Here is a 25,006-nt window from a genome sequence, read left to right on the forward strand (position 1 = left end):
ACTTTTTAAGGGCAATATGGGAAAAAATGTTGACATTTCCCGTGGTGGGCATAAAAATAAAAGTCACTTAATAGGGAAGGGTGGAATCCGCATTGAGAACGATCTTCCTTATCCGCCATTGCCAGGCGGAAGGACAGGAACCGGAAGCAAGGCTTACCGAAGCTGGGGAAAAACAGGCGAGGGAGCTTGCGGCATTTTTAAAAAACAGCCAAATCGATTATATCGTATCAAGCCCTTTTGAAAGGGCGGTTTCCACAATCGGGCCCTTTGCAGTGGAAGCAGGAATTGAAGTTGAAACAGACGAACGGCTTTCGGAGCGGGTATTGTCTGGAGCGCCACATCCCGACTGGCTCAACATGCTGAAAAAATCGTTCAATGATCCGGATTTAGCTTTTGATGGCGGGGAGTCTGGTGGTGCCGCAGCAAAGCGGGGAGTGGAAGTCATTATCGAGGTACAGGGAAAACCCGCGGAAAATGTTGCGATTGTTACCCATGGAAACTTAATGGCACTAATCCTCAAGCATTATGACGAAAGCTATGGCTTTGAACAATGGAAGGCTCTGTCAAATCCAGATGTGTATGAAATTCACATTGATGGAGAAAAGACAAAGATTAAAAGGATTTGGGGATTATAGCGTACAGTACTTATAGAAAAGAGTGGGCCGGGTTTTTGCCCGGTTTTTATTTTGGCGGTTTTAGCGAGTAGACACGGCCTTTATTGATTCCGGAAGCGACTAAACCCATTGAAACTAGCAATCTTCTTGCTACTTGGCTGGATGGCAAATGAAGGAACCTGCAGCACTCTTTAACGGAAATAACAGGACTTATAATGAGTAAATAAGCAGCAATAATCTCCTTGTGAACATCCTTTGCTTTTGTGTGGCAATTAAGACATTGCCAATAGGCCTTTTTCCTCTTCATTGGCCTGTTATCACAATTAGGACATGGATTGCCTGTAAGGAATTCATCTTGGTTTAATTTAAAAAAGTCCATAATTTTAATAGGTTTCGGAGAGTGTGCTTTTTTGAGGGCTTTTGCAGTCCTTTTAAGTTCCTTATCTGTGAGCAACTCTTTTTTGTAGCGTTTGGAAAGCTCCATGACCTTTAGCGGCAGGCTTTTGTCAGTGCCGACATGGTTCGCTGTTTCGCGATTGCTGCATCGGATGACGGATTGCGTGTTGCTAATAATTGCGAGGTGCTCCATTGACATATCTTTCAACTTATGGGTAATGAGCCAGTCCTTTAGCTGGTTGCAGTGATTTAATGCCTGGACAAGCGGATTATCCGCGCCGGAAATGGTTTCATGGCGCGAAACCGTGAGCTGGCCGGTCTCCCCGTTGAAAAACAACTCGCCTTCAAGGGTTTTTATTTCGATAACTATAATGAATCTAGTAGTCAAGATAAGGGAATCGATTTGAAAATGGAGTCCGTTGTGATCGAGGCATAAATCATGGAGGATGAGAAAGTGTTTTGGATCGAGGAGTTGGGCGTAGTAATCGGAACTTTTTTCGCCTTTGTAGCCTTTCCTCCGGTATTTAAGATTCCGCCGGATATCGGGGATAAGTCGGTGATCCTGGGGCAGCAATTTCAGGAGTGCTTCAAGGCATTGGATCCAAATAGGGACCCCACGTGCTTTTATTAGCAAAAAAACCATCACCTTTCATTCTTTTTGGATAAAATTCTTTAAAATTGGTGCGTTTTCCTTCTAATTCTTGCGGAGAGGGAAGATTCTCGGGGGCAATTTCACAATAAAGACACATTTATATAGAAGAAAGCATTATTTTACTTTGATTTTCATTTATTTTTTGCCAGCAGACTGCACCGAGAAATTAAATCGTTCAATTTTAAAAAGATATCGATTAATTTTTTGTATATATCGATTAATTATTTTCGGATATCGATTAATGCCCGCTAATAGGTGGATTTTCTCTTGATTATTGGGCTTATGTTTATAGTAAGATTAGGTAAGTAGTGCCACAAACGGCGCATGTTTCCGTCTACTATTTAAGGGGAAAGCGGAGGAAAGCTGATGTCAAGGAAAGAGATCATATCAGAGTGGTTCCGGCAATACAGCCATGATGTGTACAATTTTTTGATTTACTATACGGGGAAACGGGATGTCGAAGACTTGGTGCAGGAGACGTTCATCAAGGCGCTCAAGGGTCTGGAACGGTTCAATTACAATTCGAGCCCAAAGACGTGGCTGTTTGCGATTGCGCGGAACCTCGCAATTGATGAGGCAAGGAAAAAGAAAAATAGAATTTGGGATAAAATAGCCAGATTTGATAAATCCAATGAAGGTATTGACGGTGAAACCCCCGAGAAGATTTTCGAAGGGAATGAGCAAGCGCAGGAGCTGATGTCCGCAATCCGGGGGCTGAAGCAAAGTTACCGCGATGTCGTCATTCTCCGCGGAATCAAGGAATTAAGTGTTGCGGAAACAGCCGCCGTGCTGGATTGGACGGAGGATATGGTTCGGACGAATTACCACCGGGCCTTGAAAACGCTCCGGCAAGAAAAAGGAGGTGGCCCCGATGAACAGCCAGGACGAATTTCGTGAGTTGGAATCTCAATTAAATAGCCTTCCTTCTAAAAACTTGACTCCTAAATCATTCGAAGAAATCCATCATCGGCTTTTGAATGAGGCCGAAGCGCTCGACCGGAGGGAGAAATGGGGTTCGATTCTGAAAAAGACGGCAATGGGGATGGCAGGAGCCGCGGCACTTTGCCTTATGCTGTTCCTTGGGTTCTCGATGGGCAATCAGTCAAGTTCCGATCACTCAGAATTCGCAAAAAGTTCTGATCAAAAGAATGCTGTTGGTGACTATGGGGAAAAGGGAGAAGTTGAACGGGACTATTTTTCCTCCGAATCTAGCGTAAAAATAGTGGTTGAATCTGCACTCGGGGAACAGACGGAAATTACAGATGAAGCTGAAATTGCTAAATTGGCCGAAATATTTAGGGAAGCACATTGGGAGAATGCGAAGATAAAAAAGGTGAGCTCCCCTGATTACAAGGTGAATGAGCGTTACTTGGTTTGGCTGACACCACAAAGGGACCGGCTCGAAATCATTATATCTGGTGAAAATAAACATACCGTATTGTCCGAAGAGGCATCGAATGGACTGTATGAAATCCTTACAGGGGGAAAACTTGGCGACTAGTGATTTTGTAAAAGCTGAATCCTAAGTACTAATAAAGATAAGGGGGATAGATATGGAAGGCGGCATCTTGATAGCGTTGCTTCCACTGGGGCTGATGGTATTATTCTTTGTCTCGATCGGCCTTTTTGTAAGAAGCATACTGCGGTATCTAGAGAGACGGGCGGTTTCCGCCGAAAGGATGGAAGAGAAACTCGACCGGATAATTGAGCTGCTGGAAAAACAGCCGACATAAAATAAACCCCTGGCTAAGATGATTAGCCAGGGGTTTTCGTATTGAGGGGGAAGGGTCAGGTGGCTTCTTTATAAGGCTGGGGATTTCTTTTCGTAAACAGCTCAATCGTAAGTGCAATCAGTGTACCGACGACCAGCCCGTTGCTCAACAGGGTGACGGCAATTGGCGGCAGCGCCGAAAAAGAATTAAGCGGAATAAACATTAAACCGATGCCTGTGAATAAAGGTATCGTTGCTTTTTTAATCACTTTTTCGGCATCCTCGCTATGGAAGAGCTCTCTCAATCCAAGCGTCAAAATTTCCACATAAACTGGCAGGATAGCCGCATAGCCCACCGCAACCGGCAGGGTTGAGAAAAATGACATGATGGGTGAAAACATGCTCGCGGCAAGCACAAGGACGGAACCGATGATAAACGGGCTCCTTGTAAATGTTTTATTCGTCTGAATAAAGCCGGCAGCTCCTGAAATGGCCACTGTGCCCATAGTAGAAAAAAGTCCGCCAAGCATTTGGCTGATGCCCATGACGACCCCGGCTTTCATGGTGTTTGGCTTCAGCGGGATTTCGGTATGGGGCTGGATGACCTTCTCGACAACCTTTATGCTTGCAATCATATTCGTAATCAAAAGGATGGTGATCATGAAAATAATCGGCAGCATGCCAGGTTCAATTCTCGGTCCGCCAAAAACGAACATGGAAGGAAGCTGGAAGATATGGTCCGTATTTGCAACAAACGATGAGCCGAGGCTGAAAATTGAGTATAATGCCCAGCCGGCGCCGAGGCTAATGATGATGCTGAACTGGCCTAGCCTTTTGCTGCGGCTGAGTGCAAACGAGAGTACAGCCGTAATTGTGGATACGAGCAAAATTTTCAGGCTGACGGCGCCTTCAGATGTAACCCCTAGCATTCCATTCAAAAATGAACCACTCAGCTGTACGATCAGTAAAATCAAGTATGTTCCGATAACGGTGGAAGTAAACAGTTTTGATAATCGGCTCACAAGTCCGAGAGATGTCATCAGAATGGCGACAATCCCGCTGCTGATTAACGAAAACTCCATTACCTTTAGGGTTTCGAGCGATGAACCATAAAGCGTCTTTCCAATCCCTGCATATAAAATGAAAAAACCCCACCACAATCCGGCAGGCCCTTCGTTGATTTGCAGCTTGTGGCCAAAGGCGACTTGGAGCAGCCCCGTTAAGGCAAGGACAAAAAAAGTCCTTGAGATGAAGTCGATTGAGTCCTGCCCGGTAATTCCATACAGTGCACCTACTGAAACTGGAACAACAATGCTGCTCGAAACGATATATAAAAACCATTGAATAGAGGCAATTATTTTCCTCAAAGTAAAATCCCCTTCGCTGTCCGATTCACTTGATGCATAAAAGAAAATTATCACATCCGCTTCGGGACGGTCAACCTGATAGGGGGTGTTTTCGCGGTTTTACCGAAATTCATTTTTTCTGAAAAGTTAGGATGTAGAAGGATACAGTAATGGTAAGTTGAAGGATTTCCTGAGGAGAACTATCCATACAGGAAAAAACACACTGGATTTCAACAAATTAGTTTATCGCAGATTAACGGGCTGTAAGACCCCCAATTCAAGAAGTTGAGTAAAACAAAATTTTCTAAGTGGGGGGTCAACAGCCCGTAAAGGCCCGATTGGTTCAACTAACAATCAGTGGGGATGAAGAAACTCCCCACTGATTGAAGTTTCACTTTATCGCAGATCAACAGCCCGTAAAGGTCCGATTGGTTCAACTAACAATCAGAGGGGATGTAGAAAATACCCACTGATTGAAGTTTCACTTTATGCCCACACCTATATATGGTAAGTTTTTCATAAGGATAAAAGAGGGGGAACAACAATGGAAACTCAAATTGAAACAAATGAGAAGAAGCCATCGCCATCACTGATTGGGATTTTTACAAGCCCGGGTGAGCAATTTGAAAGAATAAGGGCAAACCCGAAAATCTGGGTGCCTCTCCTGATCGTAGCGGTTGTCAATGTTGTTGGAATGGGGCTTATGGCAATGATGATGGATGCCGGAACACTCATCAAGCAAGGGGTGCCGGAAGAAAATGCGGAAAGATTCCTTGGATATACAAGGATTGCGATGGTTGCGACAGGGGTTATCACGCCCGCCATTGGCGCGTTGATTTCAAGTGCAATCATGATTGCTATCGCTAAGATTGCCAATGCGCAGGTTACATTCAGGCAGCTGTTTTCCATGAATATGTACATAACATTTGTTACCGCTGTTGGCCATCTGCTAAATATGGCAGTTGGATCCTTAATTGGTACACATGCGGAAACTCATGTAACAAGTCTTGGGGGCTTGCTGGGAAAGGATGAATCCGGTGTTCTTGGCGCGATTGAATTGTTTGCGATTTGGGCAACAGTACTGACGGGGATCGGACTTTATAAAACAGCCCGCTTTCCAAAAGGGCTTGCATGGGGAGTGGCCATTGTTTTCTTCCTTATCGGAATTGGAATTGCGGTAATTGGTACTTTACTGCAAGGAGCACCTAAATTGTAGTCAATAACCAACCATTTTCCTAGCGGTAAAAATCCATACGTCTGACGCTTTTAAACGAATACAGCGACTAGAGTGTGCCAGCACGTATTTATGTGAAAGGAATTGCCTATATATGATGAATAAGAAAAAGAAACTATTAATCGGCTCAGGTATTGTCGTATTGCTTTTATCCATGATCAGCGTAAGCGTCTATCGCGAAGTTTATGCACAGGGACCTTCAGTGAAACTATTTAAAGTCAAGGAAGACAGCATTTCCGCTTTCCTGCTGGTGCCAGGCACCGTAGCCCTCGAGGAGGAGCAGGCTGTGTATTTGTCGCCTGAACGGGGGACACTGAAGGAAATTCTCGTGGAAGAAGGCCAATCCATTGCTAAAGGGACCGCAATCGCACGCTTTGAGAATCCCCAGCTCCAGCTGGAAGAGGAACAAAATGCGCTTTCTATGGAATCCAATGAAATGAAGATGGCTCAGCTTGAAGATCAAATCAGTAGTTTGAAAGACCAGGAACAAACATTGGCGGGTGCACCCGTTCCTGACCAGGCCGCGTCTGCCCAAATTGCTTCACAAATCTCCCAGCTTGAAATGGAACTGAAGGTGGCGGAGCTGGAGCGAAGGCAGGCGGAATTGCAGAAGGAAAGCATTGAGAAACGAACCGCAGAGTTGGAGATTAAGAGTACGATAGATGGCACTGTTCTTGTGGTAAATGAACAGGCAACCTTACAAGGGGGCAGCCCGATTGTTTTAATTGGAAAAATGGAGGGCCTTGTCGCCAAAGGCCTTTTATCCGAATATGACACATTGAAGGTTAGCGTTGGGCAAATAGTCACAATCCGTTCAGACGCGGTCCCTGACCAGAGCTGGCCGGGTGAAGTGGTGAAGGTAAGCTCTATGCCGGAATCACAGACGGGCATGGCTGGGAGCCAGGCTGTCCAATATCCTGTCAGAGTAAAGCTTTCCGGCAAGAATCCAGTCCTGAAACCGGGCTTCCAGGTCATCATGGAAATTGAAACGGAGCAAAAGACTGCCCTCGTTCTGCCAGATTCCGCGCTCGTTGACCAAGGGGATTCCCAATATGTTTTTGTTGTCGAAAATGGGATCGCCCATAAGCGAAAGGTAAAAACAGGTATTATGTCCGGGCCGAAAGTGGAAATCCTTAAAGGAATCAAAGCAAACGACAAAGTAGTTGCCAATCCGCCCGAAAAATTGGAGGACGGCATGGAAGTGACCGTTAAATGATAGAACTTAAATCGATCACAAAGTCCTACACCGTGGGTACGGAAAAAATCGATGTCCTGAAAAATGTGTCGGTCACGATTGAAGACGGCGAATTTGTTGCCATCATGGGTCCATCGGGCTCTGGGAAATCGACGCTGATGAACATTATCGGCTGCCTCGATATGGCATCCGAAGGCTCCTATTTTCTTGATGGTGAAGATGTTTCCGGGTATAAGGAAGCTGAATTGGCCAGGGTCCGAAATGCGTCAATCGGGTTTGTGTTTCAGCAGTTCCACCTGTTGCCAAGGCTTACCGCGCTAAGAAATGTCGAGCTTCCGATGATTTATGCCGGTGTGCCAAAGCCGGAGCGGGAGGAGCGGGCCGAGGAGGCACTCGTAAAAATGGGCCTTGGCGACCGGATGGCCCATTTACCCAATGCGCTTTCCGGCGGGCAAAAGCAGCGGGTCGCGATAGCGAGGGCAATCGTGAACAGGCCTTCACTTATCCTGGCCGATGAACCGACGGGAGCCCTTGATACCAAAACTAGCCAAACAATTATGGAACAGTTCAGGGCGCTGAATGAAGAGGGCGTAACGGTCGTTGTCGTCACACATGAACCAGAAATCGCCGAGTATGCCAACAGGACCATACTCGTCCGTGATGGGGAAATCGTTTCGGCCAGGACCCGGGAATGGGGGGCTGGCCAATGAGCGTGATGGAGAATTTGAAAATGGCGCTTGGTTCGCTCAAAGCCCATAAAATGAGATCGATTTTAACCATGCTTGGAATCGTTATCGGCGTTGGGGCGGTCATCATTGTTGTCGCCATTGGGCAGGGGGGCGAGGCGATGCTGAAAAGCCAGATAACCGGCCCGGGGAACACAATTGAAGTATTTTATCAGCCATCTGATGAGGAAATAAGGGCGAATCCAAATGTTTTTAACAAAGCGCCCTTTACCCAGGAGGATATCCGCGCCCTTGAAAGGATTTCCGAAATAAAACGGGTCGTTGCATCGAGCTCGCAGTTTTCTTCGGCCAGGCTGCAGGACAAAACCGTTGATGTGTCCGCGACCGGGATAACGGGTGAATACATCCGCCTCCACGAGTTGAAGGTGAAAAAGGGAAGGACGTTTTCCGCCACGGACTTCCTTGGCGGGAGACGGGTGGCGCTCGCAAGCCACAAGCTACAGGAAGAGCTGTTTGGAGGGAAGTCGCCGATAGGCAAAGTCATCCTAGTCGGAAATCAGCCTGTTGAAATTGTCGGGGTTTTGGAAAAGCCCGAGGGCCTGTTCGCCTTTGGTTCAATGGAAGTGTATCTCCCGTTTCAGACATGGCGGACCATGTACGGGAAATCCGACTATACACAAATAACGCTGCAGGCAGCCAATCCTGATAAAATCCAGACTGCAGGAAAAAAAGCCGCTAAAACACTGAATACGCTCCATAATACCGAAAAATCATACCAGGTTATCAATATGGAGGAAATCGCCGCTGGCGTCGGGCAGGTTACGAAAATCATGACGCTTATTATAGGCAGTATCGCAGGGATTTCGCTGTTTGTTGGAGGCATTGGTGTCATGAACATCATGCTCGTCTCGGTCACAGAAAGGACGAGGGAAATCGGTATCCGAATGGCGCTTGGGGCAACGAGGAACCAGGTCCTCACCCAATTCCTGATAGAATCAATCACATTGACACTGATTGGCGGAATCATTGGCATCGGTCTTGGCTGGGGAGTCGCGACACTTGTCAGCTTCTTTGCCGGATGGCCATCGCTCATTTCATGGCAGGTCGTCCTGGGAGGAGTCCTTTTCTCCATGGTGATTGGCGTCGTCTTCGGCATCCTGCCAGCAAACAAAGCATCCAAACTCGATCCAATTGAATCGTTGAGGTATGAATAACAAAGTTAAGCACCCCTCCTTTCGGCAGCAGCCGATCTGAGGGGTGCTTTGTACTTTCCGGAATCGGAAGCGTTTTTAAAATTTTGTGTTAAAGGACAGTTTTGATATTCAACTACGTTGATTGAAGCGGAGGGCGCCGACTCCTGCGGGATGCAGCGGCAAGGTGGAGACCCCACAGGCGCCTGCGACGAGGAGGCTCCACTGACGCCCCGCGGAAAGCGTGTGCCCGCAGTGGAAATCAACAGCTAAATTTAACTGATCCTTTTTTAAAAAACCCCCTTCCCGCCGTAAACCTCAGGCAGAAAGGGGATTCCTTTTATAGCTTGAATGAACTCTTCAGTGATACGATTCGGTTAAATACCGGTTTCTCAGAAGAAGAATACTTTGAATCAACATTGAAATAGCCGTGGCGGAAGAACTGGAACTTATCCTGTGGCTTGACATCTTTCATGTTTGGTTCAATAAAACCCTGCAGCACCTCGAGTGAGTTAGGGTTTACATTATCGAGGAAGGACTTTGCATCCTCTTCTCCGTCCTCCTCACCGTTATCATCCAGAATCAGCGGCTCGTACAGGCGGAACTCAGCAGAAACGGCCTGAGTGGCTTCCACCCAGTGAATCGTTCCCTTTACCTTGCGGCCGGTGAAGCCAGAACCGCTCTTTGTTTCAGGATCGTACGTGCAGCGAAGCTCAATGACATTGCCGTTTTCATCCTTGATGATTTCTTCGCATTTGATGAAGTACGCGTGCTTCAGGCGGACTTCATTGCCAGGAAAGAGGCGGAAGTATTTTGGCGGCGGATTCTCCATGAAATCATCCTGCTCAATGTAGATTTCACGAGAGAACGGAATCTGGCGGATTCCCATGTCAGGGTTTTCCGGATTGATCTCGGCATCAAGCATTTCCACTTCGCCTTCAGGATAATTCGTAATAACCACCTTGAGTGGATTCAAAACGCCCATCGTTCTTGGCGCTTTCAGTTTGAGGTCTTCGCGGACGAAATGCTCGAGCATTTGCTCATCAACCGCGCCTGAACCCTTGGAAACACCGGTTTCAAGGACAAACGCGCGGATTGATTCAGGCGTATAGCCGCGGCGGCGCATTCCGGAAATCGTCGGCATTCTCGGGTCATCCCAGCCGTCAACAAAGCCTTCTTCAACAAGCTGCTTCAGCTTTCGCTTACTCATGACGGTGTTGGTGATGTTCAGGCGGCCAAACTCGATTTGCTGAGGAGTCGCTTCCATTTCACACTGCTCGACAACCCAGTTATAAAACGGGCGCTGGTCTTCAAATTCAATCGTACAAATGGAGTGGGTAATTCCTTCAATCGCATCCTCGAGCGGGTGGGCAAACGCGTACATCGGATAGATGCACCATTTATCGCCAGTGTTGTGGTGGGCCGCATGGGAAATCCGATAGATGACCGGGTCACGGAGATTGATGTTTGGCGATGCCATATCAATTTTTGCGCGCAGGACCTTCTCGCCGTTCCCGAATTCACCGGCCCTCATCCGTTCGAACAGGTCAAGGTTCTCTTCGATTGGGCGATCCCTGTACGGGCTGTTCTTGCCTGGTTCCGTTAGTGTCCCACGGTATTGGCGGATTTCGTCTGCGGAAAGGTCATCAACATAAGCAAGCCCTTTTTTTATTAAAAGAACCGCCTTGTCGTACATTTCCTCAAAGTAATTGGACGCAAAGTGAAGATTGTCCCATTCAAAGCCGAGCCATTGGACATCCTGTTTGATCGATTTGACGTATTCGACGTCCTCCTTCAATGGGTTCGTGTCGTCAAAGCGGAGGTTTGTTGTTCCTCTGAATTCATCGGCAAGCCCGAAGTTCAGGATGATTGACTTCGCATGGCCGATATGTAAATAGCCGTTCGGTTCAGGCGGGAAGCGGGTGGCGACTGTTTTGTGTTTTCCCGATTCCAAATCCTTGATAATGATGTCGCGGATAAAATTTGACGTATTGTCCACAGTTTTCTACCTCTTTCAAAAACGCGATAAATGATACTTGTATATATATCATAATTATTGTTATTTTTCCATAAAACCGGCTATTTAATAAGGAAACCTTCTGTTTCATCCGAAATAATTCCAATAATCCGCGACAAAGTCTAGAATGAAAGAAAATCATGAAAGCAGGTTTGATGGATGATCAACTTTGGAACAATCGGCACAAGCTGGATTACCGCCGGATTTATTTCAGCGGCCAGGCTGAGTGGCAGGATGGAATTGAAGGCGGTTTATTCACGGTCCCCTGAAAAAGCCCGGCAGTTTGCTGAGCAGAACAATGCTGAGATAACCTTTACGGACCTTGATGAAATGGCATTAAGCCCTGATATCGACGCGGTGTATATTGCTTCACCCAATTCGCTGCACTTTGAGCATGCGATTCTTTTACTGAAAAATAAAAAGCACGTCATTTGCGAAAAACCGCTATTCTCTAACTCAGAGGAGTTAGAAGAAGCGTTCCGCGTTGCCGAAGAGAATGGCGTCTATTTATTTGAAGCCATTCGCAATATCCATTCGCCAAATCTTGCCGTTTTAAAGCGGGAACTCCATAAAGCGGGAAAGCTGAGAAGTGCAATCCTCACGTATATATCCTATTCGTCCCGCTACGACCTTGTTCTTAAGGGGGAAGAGCCGAATATTTTTTCGGCAAACTATTCTGGAGGCGCGCTTGTGGATCTAGGGGTTTATCCGCTCTCCCTGGCAGTGGCCCTTTTTGGAAAACCAGAAACAGTTTCCTATTCACCGGTTATTCTTCCAACAGGCGTAGATGGTTCTGGAACTCTTGTCCTGACATACCCGGGATTTGTCTGTACGATTCTATGCTCGAAAATTTCCCATTCCACCATTCCATGCGAAATTCACGGTGAAAAAGGTACGTTTGTCCTCGGGGACGCAGCTCCAATCACAACCATCTCCTTTCTCGACAGCCGCACAAAGGAGCGAATCGAACTCGGAGAAAGGCTGGAAGAGCAGGATATGATGTACGAAGCTGCCCGTTTTGCCGACGTCATTGAGATGAAGGACGACGGGGCATACAAAGAATTAAAGAACCTAAGCCGGACCGTACTTCAAATAACCCAGCAAGCAAGACACGAAAACGGAATCCGATTTGGTGCCGATAAAAAGTAGCAGCCAAAGGTAAAAGGCACCACCGAGTGTGACAGTTTATTGACATTGGCCGGTGTGTTATCTATATCACATACTTCCCGCGGCACATTCCCTATAGTGGATATATAGGAATGTAATGGAGGGATAGGTGTGGCTACTCTCACCCGGTTTTACAAAAAAATGAAGCGGAATCCGATACAATATACCCGCATGGCGGTGCAAATTGTGTTTGCGCTGTTCCTGCTGTTCGTTGGGATTCGCTTTTATCAATTTTATGAGCATTTTCATACTATGGGTGCGGAACCGTTCGTAGAAAGGCCTTCTGCTGTTGAGGGGTTTCTGCCCATCAGTGCGCTTGTAGCCCTTAAGGTGTGGATTACGACCGGGATATTCGACCCAATCCATCCCGCGGGACTGGCGCTGTTTGCCTTTTTTGTTGCCTCGGGCTTTGTTTTCCGAAAGGCGTTCTGTGGCTGGATGTGCCCGATTGGGACAGTTAGCGAGTGGATAGGAAGGCTTGGAAAAAAACTGTTCAAGCGGAATTTTGACGTTCCAAAGTGGCTAAAATGGGTATTGGCCCCAATCAAATATTTGATTTTGTTTTTCTTTATTAAGTTCATCGTAATTGACATGCCAACATATTATGCGATTGATTTTATGGCGGGTGATTACAATAAGATTTCCGATGTGAAAATGATGCTGTTTTTTCTCAATATGGGAGGCTTAGGTCTGAAGGTCATTTTAGTTCTCGTTGCTCTGTCCCTTTTTGTGAAAAATTTCTGGTGCCGCTTTCTTTGCCCGTACGGTGCAATCATTGGCCTTGGCTCTGTATTCGGCTTGACCAAAATTAAACGCAATGAGGAAACCTGCATCGACTGCAATGCTTGTACAAGAGTCTGCCCGCAGCGGATTGTTGTTTCGAAAGTGAATGCAGTCAAGGCGCCGGATTGCTCGGCATGCATGTCGTGCGTTGAAGTCTGTCCGGTAAAAGACACTCTGAATATGACGGTTGCGGGTAAAAAAGTAAACAAATGGTTCATTCCTGCAGCCTTTTTCGTTACCTTCTTTCTTGTGGTCGTTATTGCAAAAGCAACCGGCCATTGGAATACGATGATTTCCTATGAAGAATTTAGAATGCTCATTCAGAATGTGTACAACATCGGCCACTAAAGAATGCCAAAAGAGGCCTGCCCTGTAAATAGGGCAGGCCTCGATTATTGTTGCGGTTGCGGTTTTAGGAATATTAGCAAACTCGGTCCCTTCCGAGCTTCTTTGCCAGATACAGCTGTTTATCCGCTTCCTCAATCGTTTCTTTCAAATGGGAAGCATTAAACAGTTCGGCAACACCTATTGAAAGGGATAGCGTAAAAGGCGGGGTTCCCGGAATGGCTTGGTTTGCATGCTCCTTTGTATCTTTCCGGATTGATTCGAGCTTTTGCTTTACATGAAGAATTCGCTCTGAGGCCATGAACAAAATGAATTCGTCCCCACCATAGCGGGCAATGACCATATCCTCCCCGCAATTGGAGAGCAGGATTTTTCCAACATTGCTGATCGTGGCATCACCAACCTGGTGGCCAAATTTATCGTTGATCTCCTTGAAACGGTCGATATCAATCATGGCGATGAACATCCGTTTTCCTGGATGAATCTGTTTCCGGAGCACTTCCTCAAACTTCCTCATATTATACAAGCCCGTAAGCGGGTCGCGCTCGGCATGGAATTGGAGTTTTTGGTTCGACTCCAAATGGCGCAAGCCCATAATGGCAAACAAATACATAACAAAAAACGCTACTACGAGTGATGCCAGATGCATGAAAGCAATTTCATTTGGCATGGCCAGCCGGATTTTTGGCGAAAAAAGATCAGAGACAGCCCAGGAGGCAAAGAGCACACCCAAGAGGTTCCAAGGCGAATGAAAGCCTTTTGCCTTTCTGTTGGCTAGAAGTGAAAAAAACGCAGGCAGCAGGATGCCAAAAAGAGCTCCATGTAAAGCAGTCGGCCCTCCCAGGCCAAGTCGGTACAGCGAAGTGATGGCAACCACCGGCAAAACATATTTCCAGCCATGAAGGAAACCGAGGAGAATAATCGGGATAATCCTAAGATCGACCCGATGGCCTCCGCTCATAAAAGGGAAATAAAACATCGCAATGACGGCCAGTGAAACGATGGAAATATGTATAGCAGGCAATAAAGCCGTGCGTATTTTCTTCTCCGCGCTTAAATGGTAAGCGGTATTAATGCTTAAATGCATGAGCAAAAGGATGCCCAGGTTGGCTAAAAAAGACTGTAGGATAGGTATCACTCCATTCACATAAAACAATTATAATGCCGATATCCCATTTTTACCCTACCCTATTTATGAAATTTATTGGAACATTTTCTGTATCCCTGCGAAAAGTGATAAAAGCAATTGCAGTCATTTTAAAAGAAGGGTCAGGGAAAAACGACGACAATGCATGAATTGTACTAAAGGACAGTAAAAATGGGAAAACAAAAACCAGTCCGTCGTGAAAGGACTGGTTTTGCATCGTTATACGACTTTTTTTCTGAACACAAGCCAGTAGGACGCGAGGCCCCCAATAATTAAAATGCCGGCGATACCGGGGAGGATAATTGCCTCGAGAGGGGAGTGTATTTCTTCTGCCTTAACGGCCTCCAGCTTTGGCGCTTCTTTACCTGCCGATGCGGCATAGGCGATTGGCTGCAGCTTGCTAGTTTGTGTTGGCGCTAGTGCTTCGTTGGATATAAAAAGGAACAAAAGTCCGATAATAGCTAGAATTTTCTTTAACATTGTATTCAACTCCGATATGGTGTTATCGTGATGTTCTTATTTTAGCATCGATTAATGGTCATGAGGGGCTGTGCATCCAATGTTCACAATAGTTTCATATTTACCCCGACGAAAATGACAAATTTGCCGAAAGAGTGATAAGAGAAGCTCGCTTTTTTTCGATGCATGCAAAAAGTTGCGGAGAAACGAAGGTTAGTGTCTTGATGATATGGCACCATTTTTTAAAAATGCTTTGCCCCTAAATGGATTTATGCGGCGTTTATCCTTATAATAAGGACAATCAACAGCTGAAAAGGAGCAATATATGCTAAATATAAATGAAACGTTCAAGCCTTATATAAATGAAGCGTGGGAGAAGTCAGGGTTCAGCCGTCCGACGTCCATCCAGGAAGCGGCCATTCCAGCTATTCTCGAGGGGCGCGACTTGATTGCCGAGTCGCCGACCGGAACAGGAAAGACGCTGGCTTATCTTCTGCCGGTACTTAATAAGGTAGACAGCTCGAACCAGGCGCTTCAGGCGGTCGTGCTTGCATCAAGCCAGGAGTTGATCATGCAAGTGTTCCAGGAGTTCCAGAAATGGTCTGAGGGGAGCGGCATCCGCGGTGCGACTTTCATTGGAGGCGCGAACGTGAAACGGCAGCTTGAGAAGCTGAAGAAAAAGCCGCACATCGTTTTTGGAACGCCAGGCAGGATGAATGAGCTCATCAAGCAGAAAAAACTTAAGATGCATGAAGTGAAAATGATTGTCTTGGATGAAGGTGACCAGCTTTTGGTCCGCGAACATTTCGGCCCTGTGCTTGATATTGTGAAATCAGCCTTGAAGGATCGCCAGGTTGTCCTGTTTTCGGCGACGATGAAGCCGGAGACCGAGCAGCTTGCAAAGAATTTGACAGAAAATCCGGAGATTATCAGAATCACGAAGGATGAAACAATTGAGCAGGGGAAGGTTGAGCATATTTATTTCTCATGCGAGCCGAGGGAAAAGATGCTCTTGCTTGAAAAAGTAGCCCGCTTGGACGGCATCAAGGTGCTGGCATTCATTAATGACATTACCGAAATCCCCGTTATTACAGCAAAGCTTCAGTTCAAGGAACTCTCCGTGGGCCTATTGCATAGCGAGCTTGGGAAAATGGAAAGGCAAAAGGCGGTCAAGGACTTCCGCGACGGGAAGATCAAGATGCTGGTGGCGACCGATGTTGCCGCAAGAGGATTGGATATTGAGGGCGTCACCCATGTTGTCCATGTAGACTTCCCGAAGAATATCGATCAATACATCCATCGTTCCGGCCGCACAGCGAGGATGGGCGCAAGCGGAACGGTCATTTCGCTGGTGACGGAACGGGAGGAGCGCGAGTTGAAGGTGTTTGGCCGAAAGCTGGACGTCCCTGTCGAGAAGAGGATTTTTTACAAAGGAACTATTGCCATTGAAAACATCAGGCAGGTCGAACGGACCAAAAGGAGATAAGGTAGAGGGCGTCCACCACAGGGGTGGCGCCCTTTTTTAATCTATAAGGCTTTTTTAAAAAAGGATTCCAGGGATCTTTTATTGAATGTAAGGAAACGATGGTATTTTTCAAAAACTCTTTTAAAAGAGAAGATAGGGGGCTTTCGTTTGCAAAATCCAAAATTAAAAGAACTGCACGATACATGGCTTGAAGAAGCGACGATTGGCGATATGCAGGAAAAAATGATGATGGGGGAGTTGACGTCAAAAGAACTTGTGCTGATGTATTTATACCGCATTTCAAAGTATGACCGGAAAGGCCCGGAACTTAAGTCGGTCATTGAAATCAATCCGGACGCCATCCACATCGCGGCGGCTCTGGATGTTGAGAGGGAAGTATTCGGAGCACGGGGTCCGCTGCATGGGATTCCTGTACTAATAAAGGATAATATTGATACGGGAGACCGAATGCATACAAGCGCGGGCTCAAAGGCGCTGGCCGATTCGTATGCGCCGGCCGATTCGGAAGTCGCGCACAGGCTCCGTGAAGCAGGAGCGGTCATTCTTGGAAAAACAAATATGACAGAGTGGGCCAATTTTATGGCAATCGGTATGAAGAGCGGCTACAGTTCAAGGGGCGGGCAGACGCTTAACCCGTACGGCCCGGGCACCTTTGACGTTGGCGGTTCAAGCGCAGGATCGGGTGCGGCGATTGCCGCCAATTTTGCCTCCGCTGCGGTCGGAACAGAAACTTCGGGTTCAATTCTTAATCCATCCGCGCAAAATTCTCTTGTCGGCATCAAGCCGACTGTTGGCCTGGTCAGTAGAAGAGGAATCATTCCGATCGCACATACCCAGGATACGGCGGGCCCGATGGCAAGGACGGTTACAGATGCGGCGATTTTGCTGACTGCGCTTGCCTGCGAGGATAATGAAGATCCGGCGACAATGGCAAGCTGGCTCAAAGAGGTGGACTTCACCATTCATTTGGAAGAGGACCTTTCCGGCAAAAGGCTCGGCGTTGCCCGGGAGCATTATTTTGCAAAAGCGGGCGAAAAAAGGGCGGCTGTCGTCGATAAGGCGATTGAAAAGCTGAAATCTCTGGGTGCGGAAGTGATTAATATTTCCATTCCTTCCGCTAAAAAACAATGGGATTGGGAGGTCCTCACCTTTGAGTTCAAGTCAGGAGTGAACGCCTATCTGAAAGGCCTCAGGCCAAACGTGAAGGTGCGGACGCTTGCAGATGTCATCCGTTTCAATAAGGAAAACGAAGCGGAAATGCTCAAGTATGGCCAGGAAGTCCTGATCGGCTCGGAAGCAACCAGCGGAGGACTGTATGAGGATGCCTATATCCGCTCACTCGAATATAATGAGTACAATGCAAAGGAAAACGGAATCGATTTTGTGTTGTATGAACACCAACTTGATGCGATTGTTTTCCCTCATGATGAGGGTGCGGATCTTTCGGCGCGCGCTGGCTATCCGTCGGTTGTCGTGCCCGCCGGCTTCACGGAGGAAGGCGAGCCTGTCGGCATTACGTTCGCCGGGACGGCCTGGAGTGAGCCGGAGCTAATCCAAATTGCGTATGCGTTTGAGCAGGAAACCAATGCCCGCAAAGCGCCTAACCTTGGATAAAAAGTCACGCTGGGTAATTTTTTTATAAAAAAAGGCCTTTAAAACAATACAGAAACTCCCACTCTACAACGAGAATAATCCCGTATCTCCTGCCCAAACTATAGAATATCCTGAAAAAGGAGATGTGTTAAGGTATGGGCAGAAAAAAGCTGGGAAACCGGAATGCGCAAATCAACAACAACAAAAGTGTGGGCAAAACAAGCTCCGAACTAGTGAAGTTTACAACCGGGCAAGACAGGCTGGTTCGCAACCGGCCGAATGATGACTGAACATAAGCGCCACTATTTTAATGCATTAATGATCTAGGTATACGAGGGATGCCCGGGATAAGGTTCTGGGCATTTTTTGTTTTGGCTTTGCGGCCTGCCTAGTTATATTGGTCTATTCTCCCTTGGGGGCAAAGGAGCTATACTAAATACAGAAAAAGGCAAACCTGCCGAAAGACAGGGACGCAAAGCGATGGGCCTGCCCGGGAAAATCGAATGGCTGCCACGCCGCCGGACTTCTTTTTGGATGTCTGGGACAATTCCAAAAAGGAGTGGAAAAGAAATCTATGCGCAAAGCTCTTTTGTGTGCAATTTTATTTTTTATGGCGGCGGGGTCAATGGCAAATTCAATTGTAAAGGCTGAGGGGACGCCGAGGGCAACCTGGCTATGGGATACCTCTCTCATCGAAACGCAGCCGGACGAAGTGTTCGCTTTTCTTCAGGAGAACAACGCAAATCAGGTCTATTTGCAAGTCAACCGGGGCATCAGCATTAATTCATACAAGCAGTTCATTAGAAAAGCTACTTATTCGGGGATAAAGGTCCACGCCCTGGACGGCGCCCCAAACTGGGTAGCCGCGAAAGGTAGCACGTATTTAAATCAGTTCATGGCCTGGGTCGATGCTTACCAGGCGGGAGCGGCCCAAGAAGAGAGGTTCTCCGGAATTCATCTGGATGTGGAGCCGTATTTGTACAGTGGCTGGACGTCAAATTACAAAGCCACAGTCCTTGCCTACCAAAACCTTCTTATAAACGCTAAGGCGCAAGCTAGCCAGTTTGGCCTTCCCATTGGAGCGGACATGCCGTTCTGGTTTGACGAGCATACTTTTAACAACAAAATCGGCAAAGGGAACCTGGCCAATTGGGTTATTCAAACCGTTGACTACCCAACGATCATGGCATACCGCGACACGGCGCCGGCAATTACCGATATTATTAGCAATGAAGTCCGCATGGCAAAGAATGCGGGTAAAACCCTTGTCGTTGGCGTGGAAACAGGCGCTACTTCAGAGGGGAATTTCATTACCTTCCATGAAGAGGGGAAAGCCTATATGGAAGGCGAACTTTCAAAGGTCGGTGGCAATCATGTTTTTGCCATCCATTATCTTGAAAGCTGGATGAAAATGAAGCCTTAAATAGTAAAAGAGCAGCCGTGCCATAGTGTGCGGCTGTTTTTGGTGTTTATTGGTGAGGGGTGGGAAATAAACAATTGTGAAAATTGAGATAAACTAGAATCCCTGAAATAATGACTAGAATAATTAAGAAAATGACTAGAATCATTGTGATAATGACTCGAATAAAACGACCAAAAGAAAATTCAGAATGCTAAGGCATAAGAATTAAGGGGAAAGTGGCTTTTTCCATGCAGGAAATAATAAAAAAGCCAAGCGAGGCACACTGCTTCACACAAAAATGAGGCAAAGGAAACGTCCCCTGCCTCACTGCCTCACCTCACGTCCCCTGCCTCACTGCCTCATTCTTTCAACCTTCAAGCTTTGTAAGGTTTTCGATTGCCGGGCCTTCCACAACTTCTCCGTTGTAAGCGAATCGTGAGCCATGGCATGGGCAATCCCATGTCTTTTCGGCGCTGTTCCATTCGCACTCGCAACCAAGATGGGTACACGTCGTATCAACAAGATAGAGCTTGCCAGTTTCGTCTTTATAGCCGCCGGCGCGCTTACCATCGACCAGGACAGCTCCGCCCTCGCCAACCGAAAGATCGCCGGGGAACTTGGGGATAAACTCCAATTTCCCTTTTATGAGATGGCCGGCTACAGACGCATTAAAGCTGACCGCTTTCTTCAATGCCGGGTCGAGTTCGAATCGGGATGGGTGATAAAGCTTTTTGTACGGGCTTTCAAGATTGAGGACATAATCCGCTAAAATGTGGCCGGCGAGCGTGCTTGTTGTCATGCCCCATTTTTTATAGCCAGTCGCGACAAGAATCGTTTCCTCATCGTCCTTCAACGGCCCAATGTATGGAAGCTTGTCGAGCGTATCCAAATCCTGTGCCGACCAGCGGTACATATAGTGCCCGTTTCCAAACACATCCTCCGTGAATTTAGCGAGCGCCAGATAATGCTTCTCTGTATTCTCACTTTTCCCGGTACGGTGGTTCTCCCCGCCGATAATTAGCAGATTATCCCCATCATGAGGCGTATAGCGGATTGAGCGGGTAGGAGAATCGGCGCTTATGTACATGCCTCCGGGATACTCCTTGTCCGATTTTACGCCGATTGCATACGAACGGGACGCGTACATCCTTGCGAAATAAAGCCCTCTTTTATCAAAAAATGGCCAGTGCGAGGCGATAATTGCATGCCCGCAGGAAATTTTCCTGTCCTCTTTCGTATGCACAACGGTGCCGCCTTCAAGCGTGATATCCTTCGCGGTCGTATTTTCAAACACCTGGCACCCGGCATCAATGGCTTTTTTCAAAAGCACTCTTAAATATTTAAGAGGGTGGAACTGTGCCTGGTCTTTCATTGCGAGCGCATTTTTGACTTCGATGTTAAACGGAATGCTCTCGCTCAATTCGTGCGGAATACCAAGCTTTTTATATGCTTCTGCCTCGGTCTCGATTTTCGATTTGTATTCATCGGTTACCGAGTAAATGACCGCATCCTGGCTGCTGAAGTCGCAGTCGATGTTTTCTTCGTTAATGATCCTTCTGATAAAGCCGAGCGCATCGGAATGGGATTCATAGTAAAGCTTCGCGTTTTCCTCGCCAAAATGGCTGATTAATTCATCGTACAGAAGACCGTGTTGGGCCGTGATTTTCGCGGTTGTATGCCCTGTCGTCCCGTTAAGAACACTGCCGGCCTCGATAATTGCTACCTTTTTGCCTTGTTTAGAAAGCAGGTAGGCCGTTGTGATACCGGTCATTCCCGCCCCAACGATAGCGACATCAACAGAAAGGTCCCTCTCAAGCCTGCCAAACTTGGGAAGGTCGATTTCTCGCCAATACGATCTCGGATACTTTGGCGTCCTGCTTTGTCCGCTCATGTTATTCCTCCTTCATCTTGATAAGTCCGCTTTTCGGAATCTGTAATTCACACTATCCCACTCTTAAGGGACAGTATGTGTATGAGGGCAACTGTCCCTAAAGGTATGTTTGGTTCAACCTAACCATCATCAGAAAACCACCGCTGATGGAAGTTGCACTTTATTGTTCCCTGTTTTGGGAAAATAAACTCAACAATTCCCAGGGTTCTGCCACTATCTAATTTTTCGAAGGATTAGCAATTCCGTTGACGCTTAATGCCCGGGCTGATATACTCACCCTCATATATAAGGATAACCAATAGAAGAAGGTGGATTGAGTGGCAAAGGAATTTGAAACAAAAGTATTGCATGGGGACACAAGAGGCAGGGAAATCGCAAGCAAGGTGACACCGATTTACCAGACGTCTGCCTTCACATTCAAGGATCTCGATGAACTTGAAGGGTTCTATGAAGGCAATGGACGCTACCTGTATTCGAGGGTCGGAAACCCGAATACGGATGAGTTTGGCGCGGCTGTAGCCAGGCTTGAAGGCGCGCCTGCCGGAGTGGCTGCTTCATCCGGATTGTCCGCAATTCTCGCCGGGGTGCTTGCGGCAGTGAAAAGCGGCGGCCATATCATCGCGGCTGATGACGTGTATGGAGGCAGCTATCATATGCTGAAGGAAGAACTGAAGGACTTTGGCATAGAAACAACCTTCGTTTCATTTACGGACCTTTCCAATGTTGAAAGCGAATTACGGGAAAACACCCGCCTGATTTATACAGAATCGATCACGAACCCGCTTCTCCGCGTCGAGGATCTCGAGGCTGTCATTGCTTTTTCGAAAAAGAAAGGCCTGCTCACGCTTGTGGACAATACGTTCGCGACACCGCTGCATGTCCGCCCGTTTGAGCTCGGTGCGGATCTCGTTGTCCACAGTGCGACAAAGTATATTGGCGGGCATAGTGATGTTACATCCGGCGTTGTAGTCGGCAGGGAAGACCTGATTGCTAAGGCTAGCGGTAAAATCGCCAACCTCGGCGCAAACCTAAGCCCATTTGAAGCCTGGCTAACTTCCCGCGGTTTAAAAACGCTGGCGCTCCGGATGAAAGCTCAGTCCTTAAATGCAAGGAAGCTTGCTTTGGCGCTAAAAGAAAACACCAATGTCAAAAAGGCTTATTATCCTTTTGAACATAGTGAGGAAGGCTTCGGCGCCATCGTTACGGTCGAGCTTTCTGAACAAGCGGACATGAACACATTTTTCAGGGCGTTATCCTGGATTAAAATTGCGCCAACTCTGGCCGGCGTGGAAACAACGGTTTCCCACCCGGAAGTGACGTCACATCGCGCCCTATCTCCTGAAGCGCGTGCCGCTCTCGGCATCAACCGCCAGGTCGTCCGCATCTCTGTTGGAATCGAGCATGCGAACGACATTATCAACCAATTCGAATTGGCAATCAAAGAATCAATCAAAGGTTCATAAAACGATAGCTCCGTGCATCGGCACCCTACAGGCCGATGCATTTTTTATTTCTCAAAAATCTGCCATGTTTCATTATCCCCTCAAGATTGGTAAAGAAGGAGGGGATACTAGTAAATGTAAGGAGGCAGCCAATGGCTCATAATTCAAAAGAGATAAATCGGCAAAGGGAGAGGTCCGAACGTTTTGAAGTGGCGTTCAACCAAATCCACACCGAATTAAAAAAGCTCGAAAAAAATGCCGATACAGATCATTTCATCGAGCTCCTTCATAAAGTAAAGAACAGGCATGCGCCCATCCGCCGTTACTTTGATGATTTGAAGAGTTATGCGCGACTGCGAAATGCGCTTGTCCATGAAAAAAGCCGAAAAAATTTCTATATTGCCGAGCCTCACCCGGAGGTGGTCGAACAAATTGAAGCAATCGCCGAATTCCTGCAAGTCCCGCCATCGATACTTACCGTTGCTTCAAGGCGGGTAAAGACATTCCAGGTGGATGAAGAGGTCAAGGACGCGCTAGTTGAGATGGAAAAGCATGAATTCACCCAGTATCCAATTTATCAAGGTGAAAATTTCAAGTTCTTGATGACCGAAAGCGGGCTGCGGAGCTATTTTGCCAGCAGGCTGAAGGGTACTTCAATTGATCTTGAAGGGCAAAAGCTAAGCGATGTCCAGAAGCATGAAAAGACGAATACGGTTAAAATTGTGTCGAAGGAAATGAATATTTTCGAACTCCAGGACCTGTACGACTCGCGCCCGGAAGATGAAAACAAGCTGGAGGCGGTCATCATAACCGAGAACGGATCCCATAAGGAAATGCCGATCGGAATCGTTTCATCGTGGGATTTGATAAAAATGGAGACGGATTAATAATGGATTTAAAAAAGCCCCCAAACCATTACAGTTTTTCGGCTATTTTATGGCTTGCTTCTTTGGAATTGTCATTGTCCTGATGTTTATTTTACACGTATTAAAATAGCGAAAACTCGCCTCCACGGCGAGTTTTTTTGTGCAAATTATTATCCCTTTGGATGTTCCTTTGGCGGGTCAGCGGCAGGAACTTTGTCCTCGTGTTCCTTGGCTGAGTAATAGGCGACCTTTTTAATGTTGACGCCGACAAAGGTTTCGATGACGGACTGCCCTCCGGCAATGGCGAGAATCAGGGCGAGGACAAGGAATGGTTTTGGAAAAAGAAGATAGCCGCCACCAAGGAAAAGTGCGCTCCAAATGCCCGCGCACCAATAACAGTTAAGCAGATAGCCAAACATGTTTTTCGGAACATCTTTCATCTCGCTGCCATGGGCTGTCTCAATCTTCTTCTTTTTCATGAATGGCTTACGGATGAACTCGGTTATTTTGTCAAAAACAATCAGGTGGGTCAGACGGTAGCTAGCTAAAATAAGTATGATGAGTTCAAACCATGACAGGTTATCCATGATGCGCCTCCTACAAAGCTTTCGTTTATAGCCTTCCCAAAACAGCTGCTGATTCTCGCACGTTTGGTTCCCACTTTCTGTTTTCCCGCCAGGAAAACGAATAACCATGAAATCTTCGTTTTGTGTATATTTTTGTGGATAAAACACATTCTATCCCGAGGAGGCGATAAAGATGAAAAAAGGAATACTGTTTCTGATGCTGCTAATGATGGCCTTAATGGCAGCGCCAACGATTTCCAATGCCCAGACCAGTCATACCGTTGCCCGTGGTGATACATTATGGAAAATTGCGGTCCGGTACCATGTGGGCTTGCGTGAAATAATTCGTGCGAATCCACAATTTAAGAATCCGGATTTGATTTATCCGGGACAAAAGGTAACAATTCCTACGATTGGGGCAAAATCCGTTGAGCAGCAGGTGATTAGCCTGACGAATCAGGAGCGCGCCAAGCACGGGTTAAAGGCATTAACGCACGATTGGGAGCTTTCCAGAGTAGCCAGGTACAAATCCGTCGATATGAGGGACAAGAATTATTTTTCCCATACGAGCCCTACATACGGTTCACCATTCACAATGATGAAGAACTTCGGCGTTGCCTACAGGTCGGCTGGAGAAAACATCGCGGCCGGGCAAACGACTGCTGCTGAAGTGGTCCGGGCTTGGATGAACTCGCCAGGCCACAAGGCAAACATCTTGAATAAAGGCTATACGCGAATCGGAGTCGGCTATGCCGCAGGAGGGTCCCAGCGCCATTACTGGACACAGATGTTCATTTCAAAATAAGTTCAATCTTGGC

The 25,006-nt window shown here is 47.0% G+C and carries 24 protein-coding genes and 1 riboswitch; of the genes, 17 read left to right on the top strand and 7 right to left on the bottom strand.

What is annotated here, in order from left to right; translation table 11 throughout:
• Positions 1-92 precede the first annotated feature (92 nt).
• Entirely contained in the window at positions 93-635 is a 543-nt protein-coding gene (locus AR337_RS12985; RefSeq protein ID WP_059172443.1) for a histidine phosphatase family protein, read from the top strand.
• A 46-nt stretch (positions 636-681) separates the two neighbouring features.
• Here the strand turns inward: AR337_RS12985 and AR337_RS12990 are convergent, their stop codons facing one another.
• Positions 682-1,644: a nuclease-related domain-containing protein gene (locus tag AR337_RS12990; protein WP_059172444.1), complete on the bottom strand. Its 963-nt coding sequence runs from the start codon at positions 1,642-1,644 to the stop codon at positions 682-684.
• Between the two features lie 384 nt (positions 1,645-2,028).
• On the opposite strand from AR337_RS12990, the gene AR337_RS12995 reads away from it, so the two are divergent.
• Genes AR337_RS12995 through AR337_RS13005 form a run of 3 tightly spaced genes read left to right on the top strand, consistent with a single transcriptional unit; the run spans position 2,029 to position 3,395 of the window.
• Positions 2,029-2,559, top strand: a complete 531-nt coding sequence (locus tag AR337_RS12995) for an RNA polymerase sigma factor (RefSeq protein ID WP_059172445.1) — start codon at positions 2,029-2,031, stop codon at positions 2,557-2,559.
• Positions 2,534-3,163 carry a hypothetical protein gene (locus tag AR337_RS13000; protein WP_059172446.1) on the top strand — a complete coding sequence of 210 codons (630 nt, stop codon included), beginning with the start codon at positions 2,534-2,536 and terminating at the stop codon, positions 3,161-3,163. The genes AR337_RS12995 and AR337_RS13000 overlap by 26 nt, the downstream gene beginning before the upstream one ends.
• Positions 3,164-3,215: 52 nt before the next feature.
• On the top strand, positions 3,216-3,395 hold the full coding sequence (locus AR337_RS13005; RefSeq protein WP_059172447.1) for a DUF4083 family protein: 180 nt from the start codon (positions 3,216-3,218) through the stop codon (positions 3,393-3,395).
• A gap of 55 nt (positions 3,396-3,450) precedes the next feature.
• On the opposite strand, the gene AR337_RS13010 is transcribed toward AR337_RS13005, so the two are convergent.
• Positions 3,451-4,740, bottom strand: a complete 1,290-nt coding sequence (locus tag AR337_RS13010; RefSeq protein WP_059172448.1) for a purine/pyrimidine permease — start codon at positions 4,738-4,740, stop codon at positions 3,451-3,453.
• Between the two features lie 523 nt (positions 4,741-5,263).
• Here AR337_RS13010 and AR337_RS13015 point away from each other — a divergent pair.
• From AR337_RS13015 to AR337_RS13030, 4 genes are all read left to right on the top strand, one after another.
• Positions 5,264-5,935, top strand: a complete 672-nt coding sequence (locus AR337_RS13015; protein WP_059172449.1) for a Yip1 family protein — start codon at positions 5,264-5,266, stop codon at positions 5,933-5,935.
• 112 nt (positions 5,936-6,047) lie between these two features.
• Positions 6,048-7,169, top strand: a complete 1,122-nt coding sequence (locus tag AR337_RS13020; RefSeq protein WP_253701708.1) for an efflux RND transporter periplasmic adaptor subunit — start codon at positions 6,048-6,050, stop codon at positions 7,167-7,169.
• Positions 7,166-7,858, top strand: coding sequence for an ABC transporter ATP-binding protein (locus tag AR337_RS13025; RefSeq protein WP_059172450.1), 693 nt, complete (start codon positions 7,166-7,168; stop codon positions 7,856-7,858). The genes AR337_RS13020 and AR337_RS13025 overlap by 4 nt, the downstream gene beginning before the upstream one ends.
• Complete coding sequence (locus AR337_RS13030; protein ID WP_059172451.1) at positions 7,855-9,048, top strand: ABC transporter permease; 1,194 nt, start codon at positions 7,855-7,857, stop codon at positions 9,046-9,048. Before AR337_RS13025 ends, AR337_RS13030 begins: the two co-directional genes overlap by 4 nt.
• Positions 9,049-9,364: 316 nt before the next feature.
• Here the strand turns inward: AR337_RS13030 and AR337_RS13035 are convergent, their stop codons facing one another.
• On the bottom strand, positions 9,365-11,023 hold the full coding sequence (locus tag AR337_RS13035; protein ID WP_059172452.1) for a glutamine--tRNA ligase/YqeY domain fusion protein: 1,659 nt from the start codon (positions 11,021-11,023) through the stop codon (positions 9,365-9,367).
• 180 nt (positions 11,024-11,203) lie between these two features.
• Between AR337_RS13035 and AR337_RS13040 the strand changes: the two genes are divergently transcribed.
• Both AR337_RS13040 and AR337_RS13045 read left to right on the top strand, forming a co-directional pair.
• Positions 11,204-12,190 carry a Gfo/Idh/MocA family protein gene (locus tag AR337_RS13040; protein ID WP_156424409.1) on the top strand — a complete coding sequence of 329 codons (987 nt, stop codon included), beginning with the start codon at positions 11,204-11,206 and terminating at the stop codon, positions 12,188-12,190.
• A gap of 129 nt (positions 12,191-12,319) precedes the next feature.
• Positions 12,320-13,339, top strand: a complete 1,020-nt coding sequence (locus AR337_RS13045; RefSeq protein WP_253701712.1) for a 4Fe-4S binding protein — start codon at positions 12,320-12,322, stop codon at positions 13,337-13,339.
• 73 nt (positions 13,340-13,412) lie between these two features.
• On the opposite strand, the gene AR337_RS13050 is transcribed toward AR337_RS13045, so the two are convergent.
• Together AR337_RS13050 and AR337_RS13055 are read right to left on the bottom strand one after the other, a co-directional pair.
• Complete coding sequence (locus tag AR337_RS13050) at positions 13,413-14,423, bottom strand: diguanylate cyclase (RefSeq protein WP_156424395.1); 1,011 nt, start codon at positions 14,421-14,423, stop codon at positions 13,413-13,415.
• Positions 14,424-14,702: 279 nt separating this feature from the next.
• On the bottom strand, positions 14,703-14,963 hold the full coding sequence (locus tag AR337_RS13055) for a hypothetical protein (RefSeq protein ID WP_059172455.1): 261 nt from the start codon (positions 14,961-14,963) through the stop codon (positions 14,703-14,705).
• Between the two features lie 304 nt (positions 14,964-15,267).
• Here AR337_RS13055 and AR337_RS13060 point away from each other — a divergent pair, with 304 nt between their 5' ends.
• The 4 genes from AR337_RS13060 (at position 15,268) to AR337_RS13070 (ending at position 19,444) form a co-directional block, all read left to right on the top strand.
• Positions 15,268-16,428 carry a DEAD/DEAH box helicase gene (locus tag AR337_RS13060; RefSeq protein ID WP_059172456.1) on the top strand — a complete coding sequence of 387 codons (1,161 nt, stop codon included), beginning with the start codon at positions 15,268-15,270 and terminating at the stop codon, positions 16,426-16,428.
• A 147-nt stretch (positions 16,429-16,575) separates the two neighbouring features.
• Positions 16,576-18,042: an amidase family protein gene (locus AR337_RS13065; RefSeq protein ID WP_059172457.1), complete on the top strand. Its 1,467-nt coding sequence runs from the start codon at positions 16,576-16,578 to the stop codon at positions 18,040-18,042.
• 134 nt (positions 18,043-18,176) lie between these two features.
• A complete protein-coding gene (locus tag AR337_RS23940) occupies positions 18,177-18,311 on the top strand; it encodes a hypothetical protein (RefSeq protein ID WP_281272305.1) in 135 nt (44 codons plus the stop codon).
• Positions 18,312-18,458: 147 nt separating this feature from the next.
• Positions 18,459-18,544, top strand: a riboswitch (cyclic di-GMP riboswitch).
• A gap of 102 nt (positions 18,545-18,646) precedes the next feature.
• Complete coding sequence (locus AR337_RS13070; protein ID WP_156424396.1) at positions 18,647-19,444, top strand: amidase; 798 nt, start codon at positions 18,647-18,649, stop codon at positions 19,442-19,444.
• Between the two features lie 346 nt (positions 19,445-19,790).
• Here the strand turns inward: AR337_RS13070 and AR337_RS13075 are convergent, their stop codons facing one another.
• Positions 19,791-21,314: an FAD-dependent oxidoreductase gene (locus AR337_RS13075; protein ID WP_059172459.1), complete on the bottom strand. Its 1,524-nt coding sequence runs from the start codon at positions 21,312-21,314 to the stop codon at positions 19,791-19,793.
• A gap of 317 nt (positions 21,315-21,631) precedes the next feature.
• Here AR337_RS13075 and AR337_RS13080 point away from each other — a divergent pair, with 317 nt between their 5' ends.
• On the top strand, positions 21,632-22,777 hold the full coding sequence (locus AR337_RS13080; RefSeq protein WP_059172460.1) for a PLP-dependent aspartate aminotransferase family protein: 1,146 nt from the start codon (positions 21,632-21,634) through the stop codon (positions 22,775-22,777).
• Positions 22,778-22,908: 131 nt separating this feature from the next.
• Positions 22,909-23,643 (top strand): hypothetical protein, encoded by a 735-nt coding sequence (locus AR337_RS13085; RefSeq protein ID WP_059172461.1) that lies wholly within the window; start codon positions 22,909-22,911, stop codon positions 23,641-23,643.
• A gap of 149 nt (positions 23,644-23,792) precedes the next feature.
• Here AR337_RS13085 and AR337_RS13090 read toward each other — a convergent pair whose 3' ends face one another.
• Positions 23,793-24,209 carry a DUF1360 domain-containing protein gene (locus tag AR337_RS13090; RefSeq protein ID WP_059172462.1) on the bottom strand — a complete coding sequence of 139 codons (417 nt, stop codon included), beginning with the start codon at positions 24,207-24,209 and terminating at the stop codon, positions 23,793-23,795.
• Between the two features lie 172 nt (positions 24,210-24,381).
• Between AR337_RS13090 and safA the strand changes: the two genes are divergently transcribed.
• Complete coding sequence (safA, locus tag AR337_RS13095; RefSeq protein WP_059172463.1) at positions 24,382-24,993, top strand: SafA/ExsA family spore coat assembly protein; 612 nt, start codon at positions 24,382-24,384, stop codon at positions 24,991-24,993.
• The last annotated feature ends 13 nt before the right edge of the window (positions 24,994-25,006 follow it).

Origin of the sequence: Bacillus sp. FJAT-27445, from assembly GCF_001510665.1 — a bacterium.
In the GTDB taxonomy this organism is placed as follows: Bacteria; Bacillota; Bacilli; order Bacillales; family Cytobacillaceae; genus Bacillus_D.

Bases quoted from the DNA above. Each gene is read 5' to 3' on its own strand.
- AR337_RS13085 (WP_059172461.1), top strand. From the start codon at position 22,909: ATGGCTCATAATTCAAAAGAGATAAATCGGCAAAGGGAGAGGTCCGAA.
- AR337_RS13075 (WP_059172459.1), bottom strand. From the start codon at position 21,314: ATGAGCGGACAAAGCAGGACGCCAAAGTATCCGAGATCGTATTGGCGA.
- AR337_RS13090 (WP_059172462.1), bottom strand. From the start codon at position 24,209: ATGGATAACCTGTCATGGTTTGAACTCATCATACTTATTTTAGCTAGC.
- AR337_RS13015 (WP_059172449.1), top strand. From the start codon at position 5,264: ATGGAAACTCAAATTGAAACAAATGAGAAGAAGCCATCGCCATCACTG.
- AR337_RS23940 (WP_281272305.1), top strand. From the start codon at position 18,177: ATGGGCAGAAAAAAGCTGGGAAACCGGAATGCGCAAATCAACAACAAC.
- AR337_RS13020 (WP_253701708.1), top strand. From the start codon at position 6,048: ATGATGAATAAGAAAAAGAAACTATTAATCGGCTCAGGTATTGTCGTA.
- AR337_RS13030 (WP_059172451.1), top strand. From the start codon at position 7,855: ATGAGCGTGATGGAGAATTTGAAAATGGCGCTTGGTTCGCTCAAAGCC.
- AR337_RS12995 (WP_059172445.1), top strand. From the start codon at position 2,029: ATGTCAAGGAAAGAGATCATATCAGAGTGGTTCCGGCAATACAGCCAT.
- safA (WP_059172463.1), top strand. From the start codon at position 24,382: ATGAAAAAAGGAATACTGTTTCTGATGCTGCTAATGATGGCCTTAATG.
- AR337_RS13070 (WP_156424396.1), top strand. From the start codon at position 18,647: ATGGCAAATTCAATTGTAAAGGCTGAGGGGACGCCGAGGGCAACCTGG.
- AR337_RS13000 (WP_059172446.1), top strand. From the start codon at position 2,534: ATGAACAGCCAGGACGAATTTCGTGAGTTGGAATCTCAATTAAATAGC.
- AR337_RS13055 (WP_059172455.1), bottom strand. From the start codon at position 14,963: ATGTTAAAGAAAATTCTAGCTATTATCGGACTTTTGTTCCTTTTTATA.
- AR337_RS13060 (WP_059172456.1), top strand. From the start codon at position 15,268: ATGCTAAATATAAATGAAACGTTCAAGCCTTATATAAATGAAGCGTGG.
- AR337_RS13050 (WP_156424395.1), bottom strand. From the start codon at position 14,423: ATGCATTTAAGCATTAATACCGCTTACCATTTAAGCGCGGAGAAGAAA.
- AR337_RS13025 (WP_059172450.1), top strand. From the start codon at position 7,166: ATGATAGAACTTAAATCGATCACAAAGTCCTACACCGTGGGTACGGAA.
- AR337_RS13005 (WP_059172447.1), top strand. From the start codon at position 3,216: ATGGAAGGCGGCATCTTGATAGCGTTGCTTCCACTGGGGCTGATGGTA.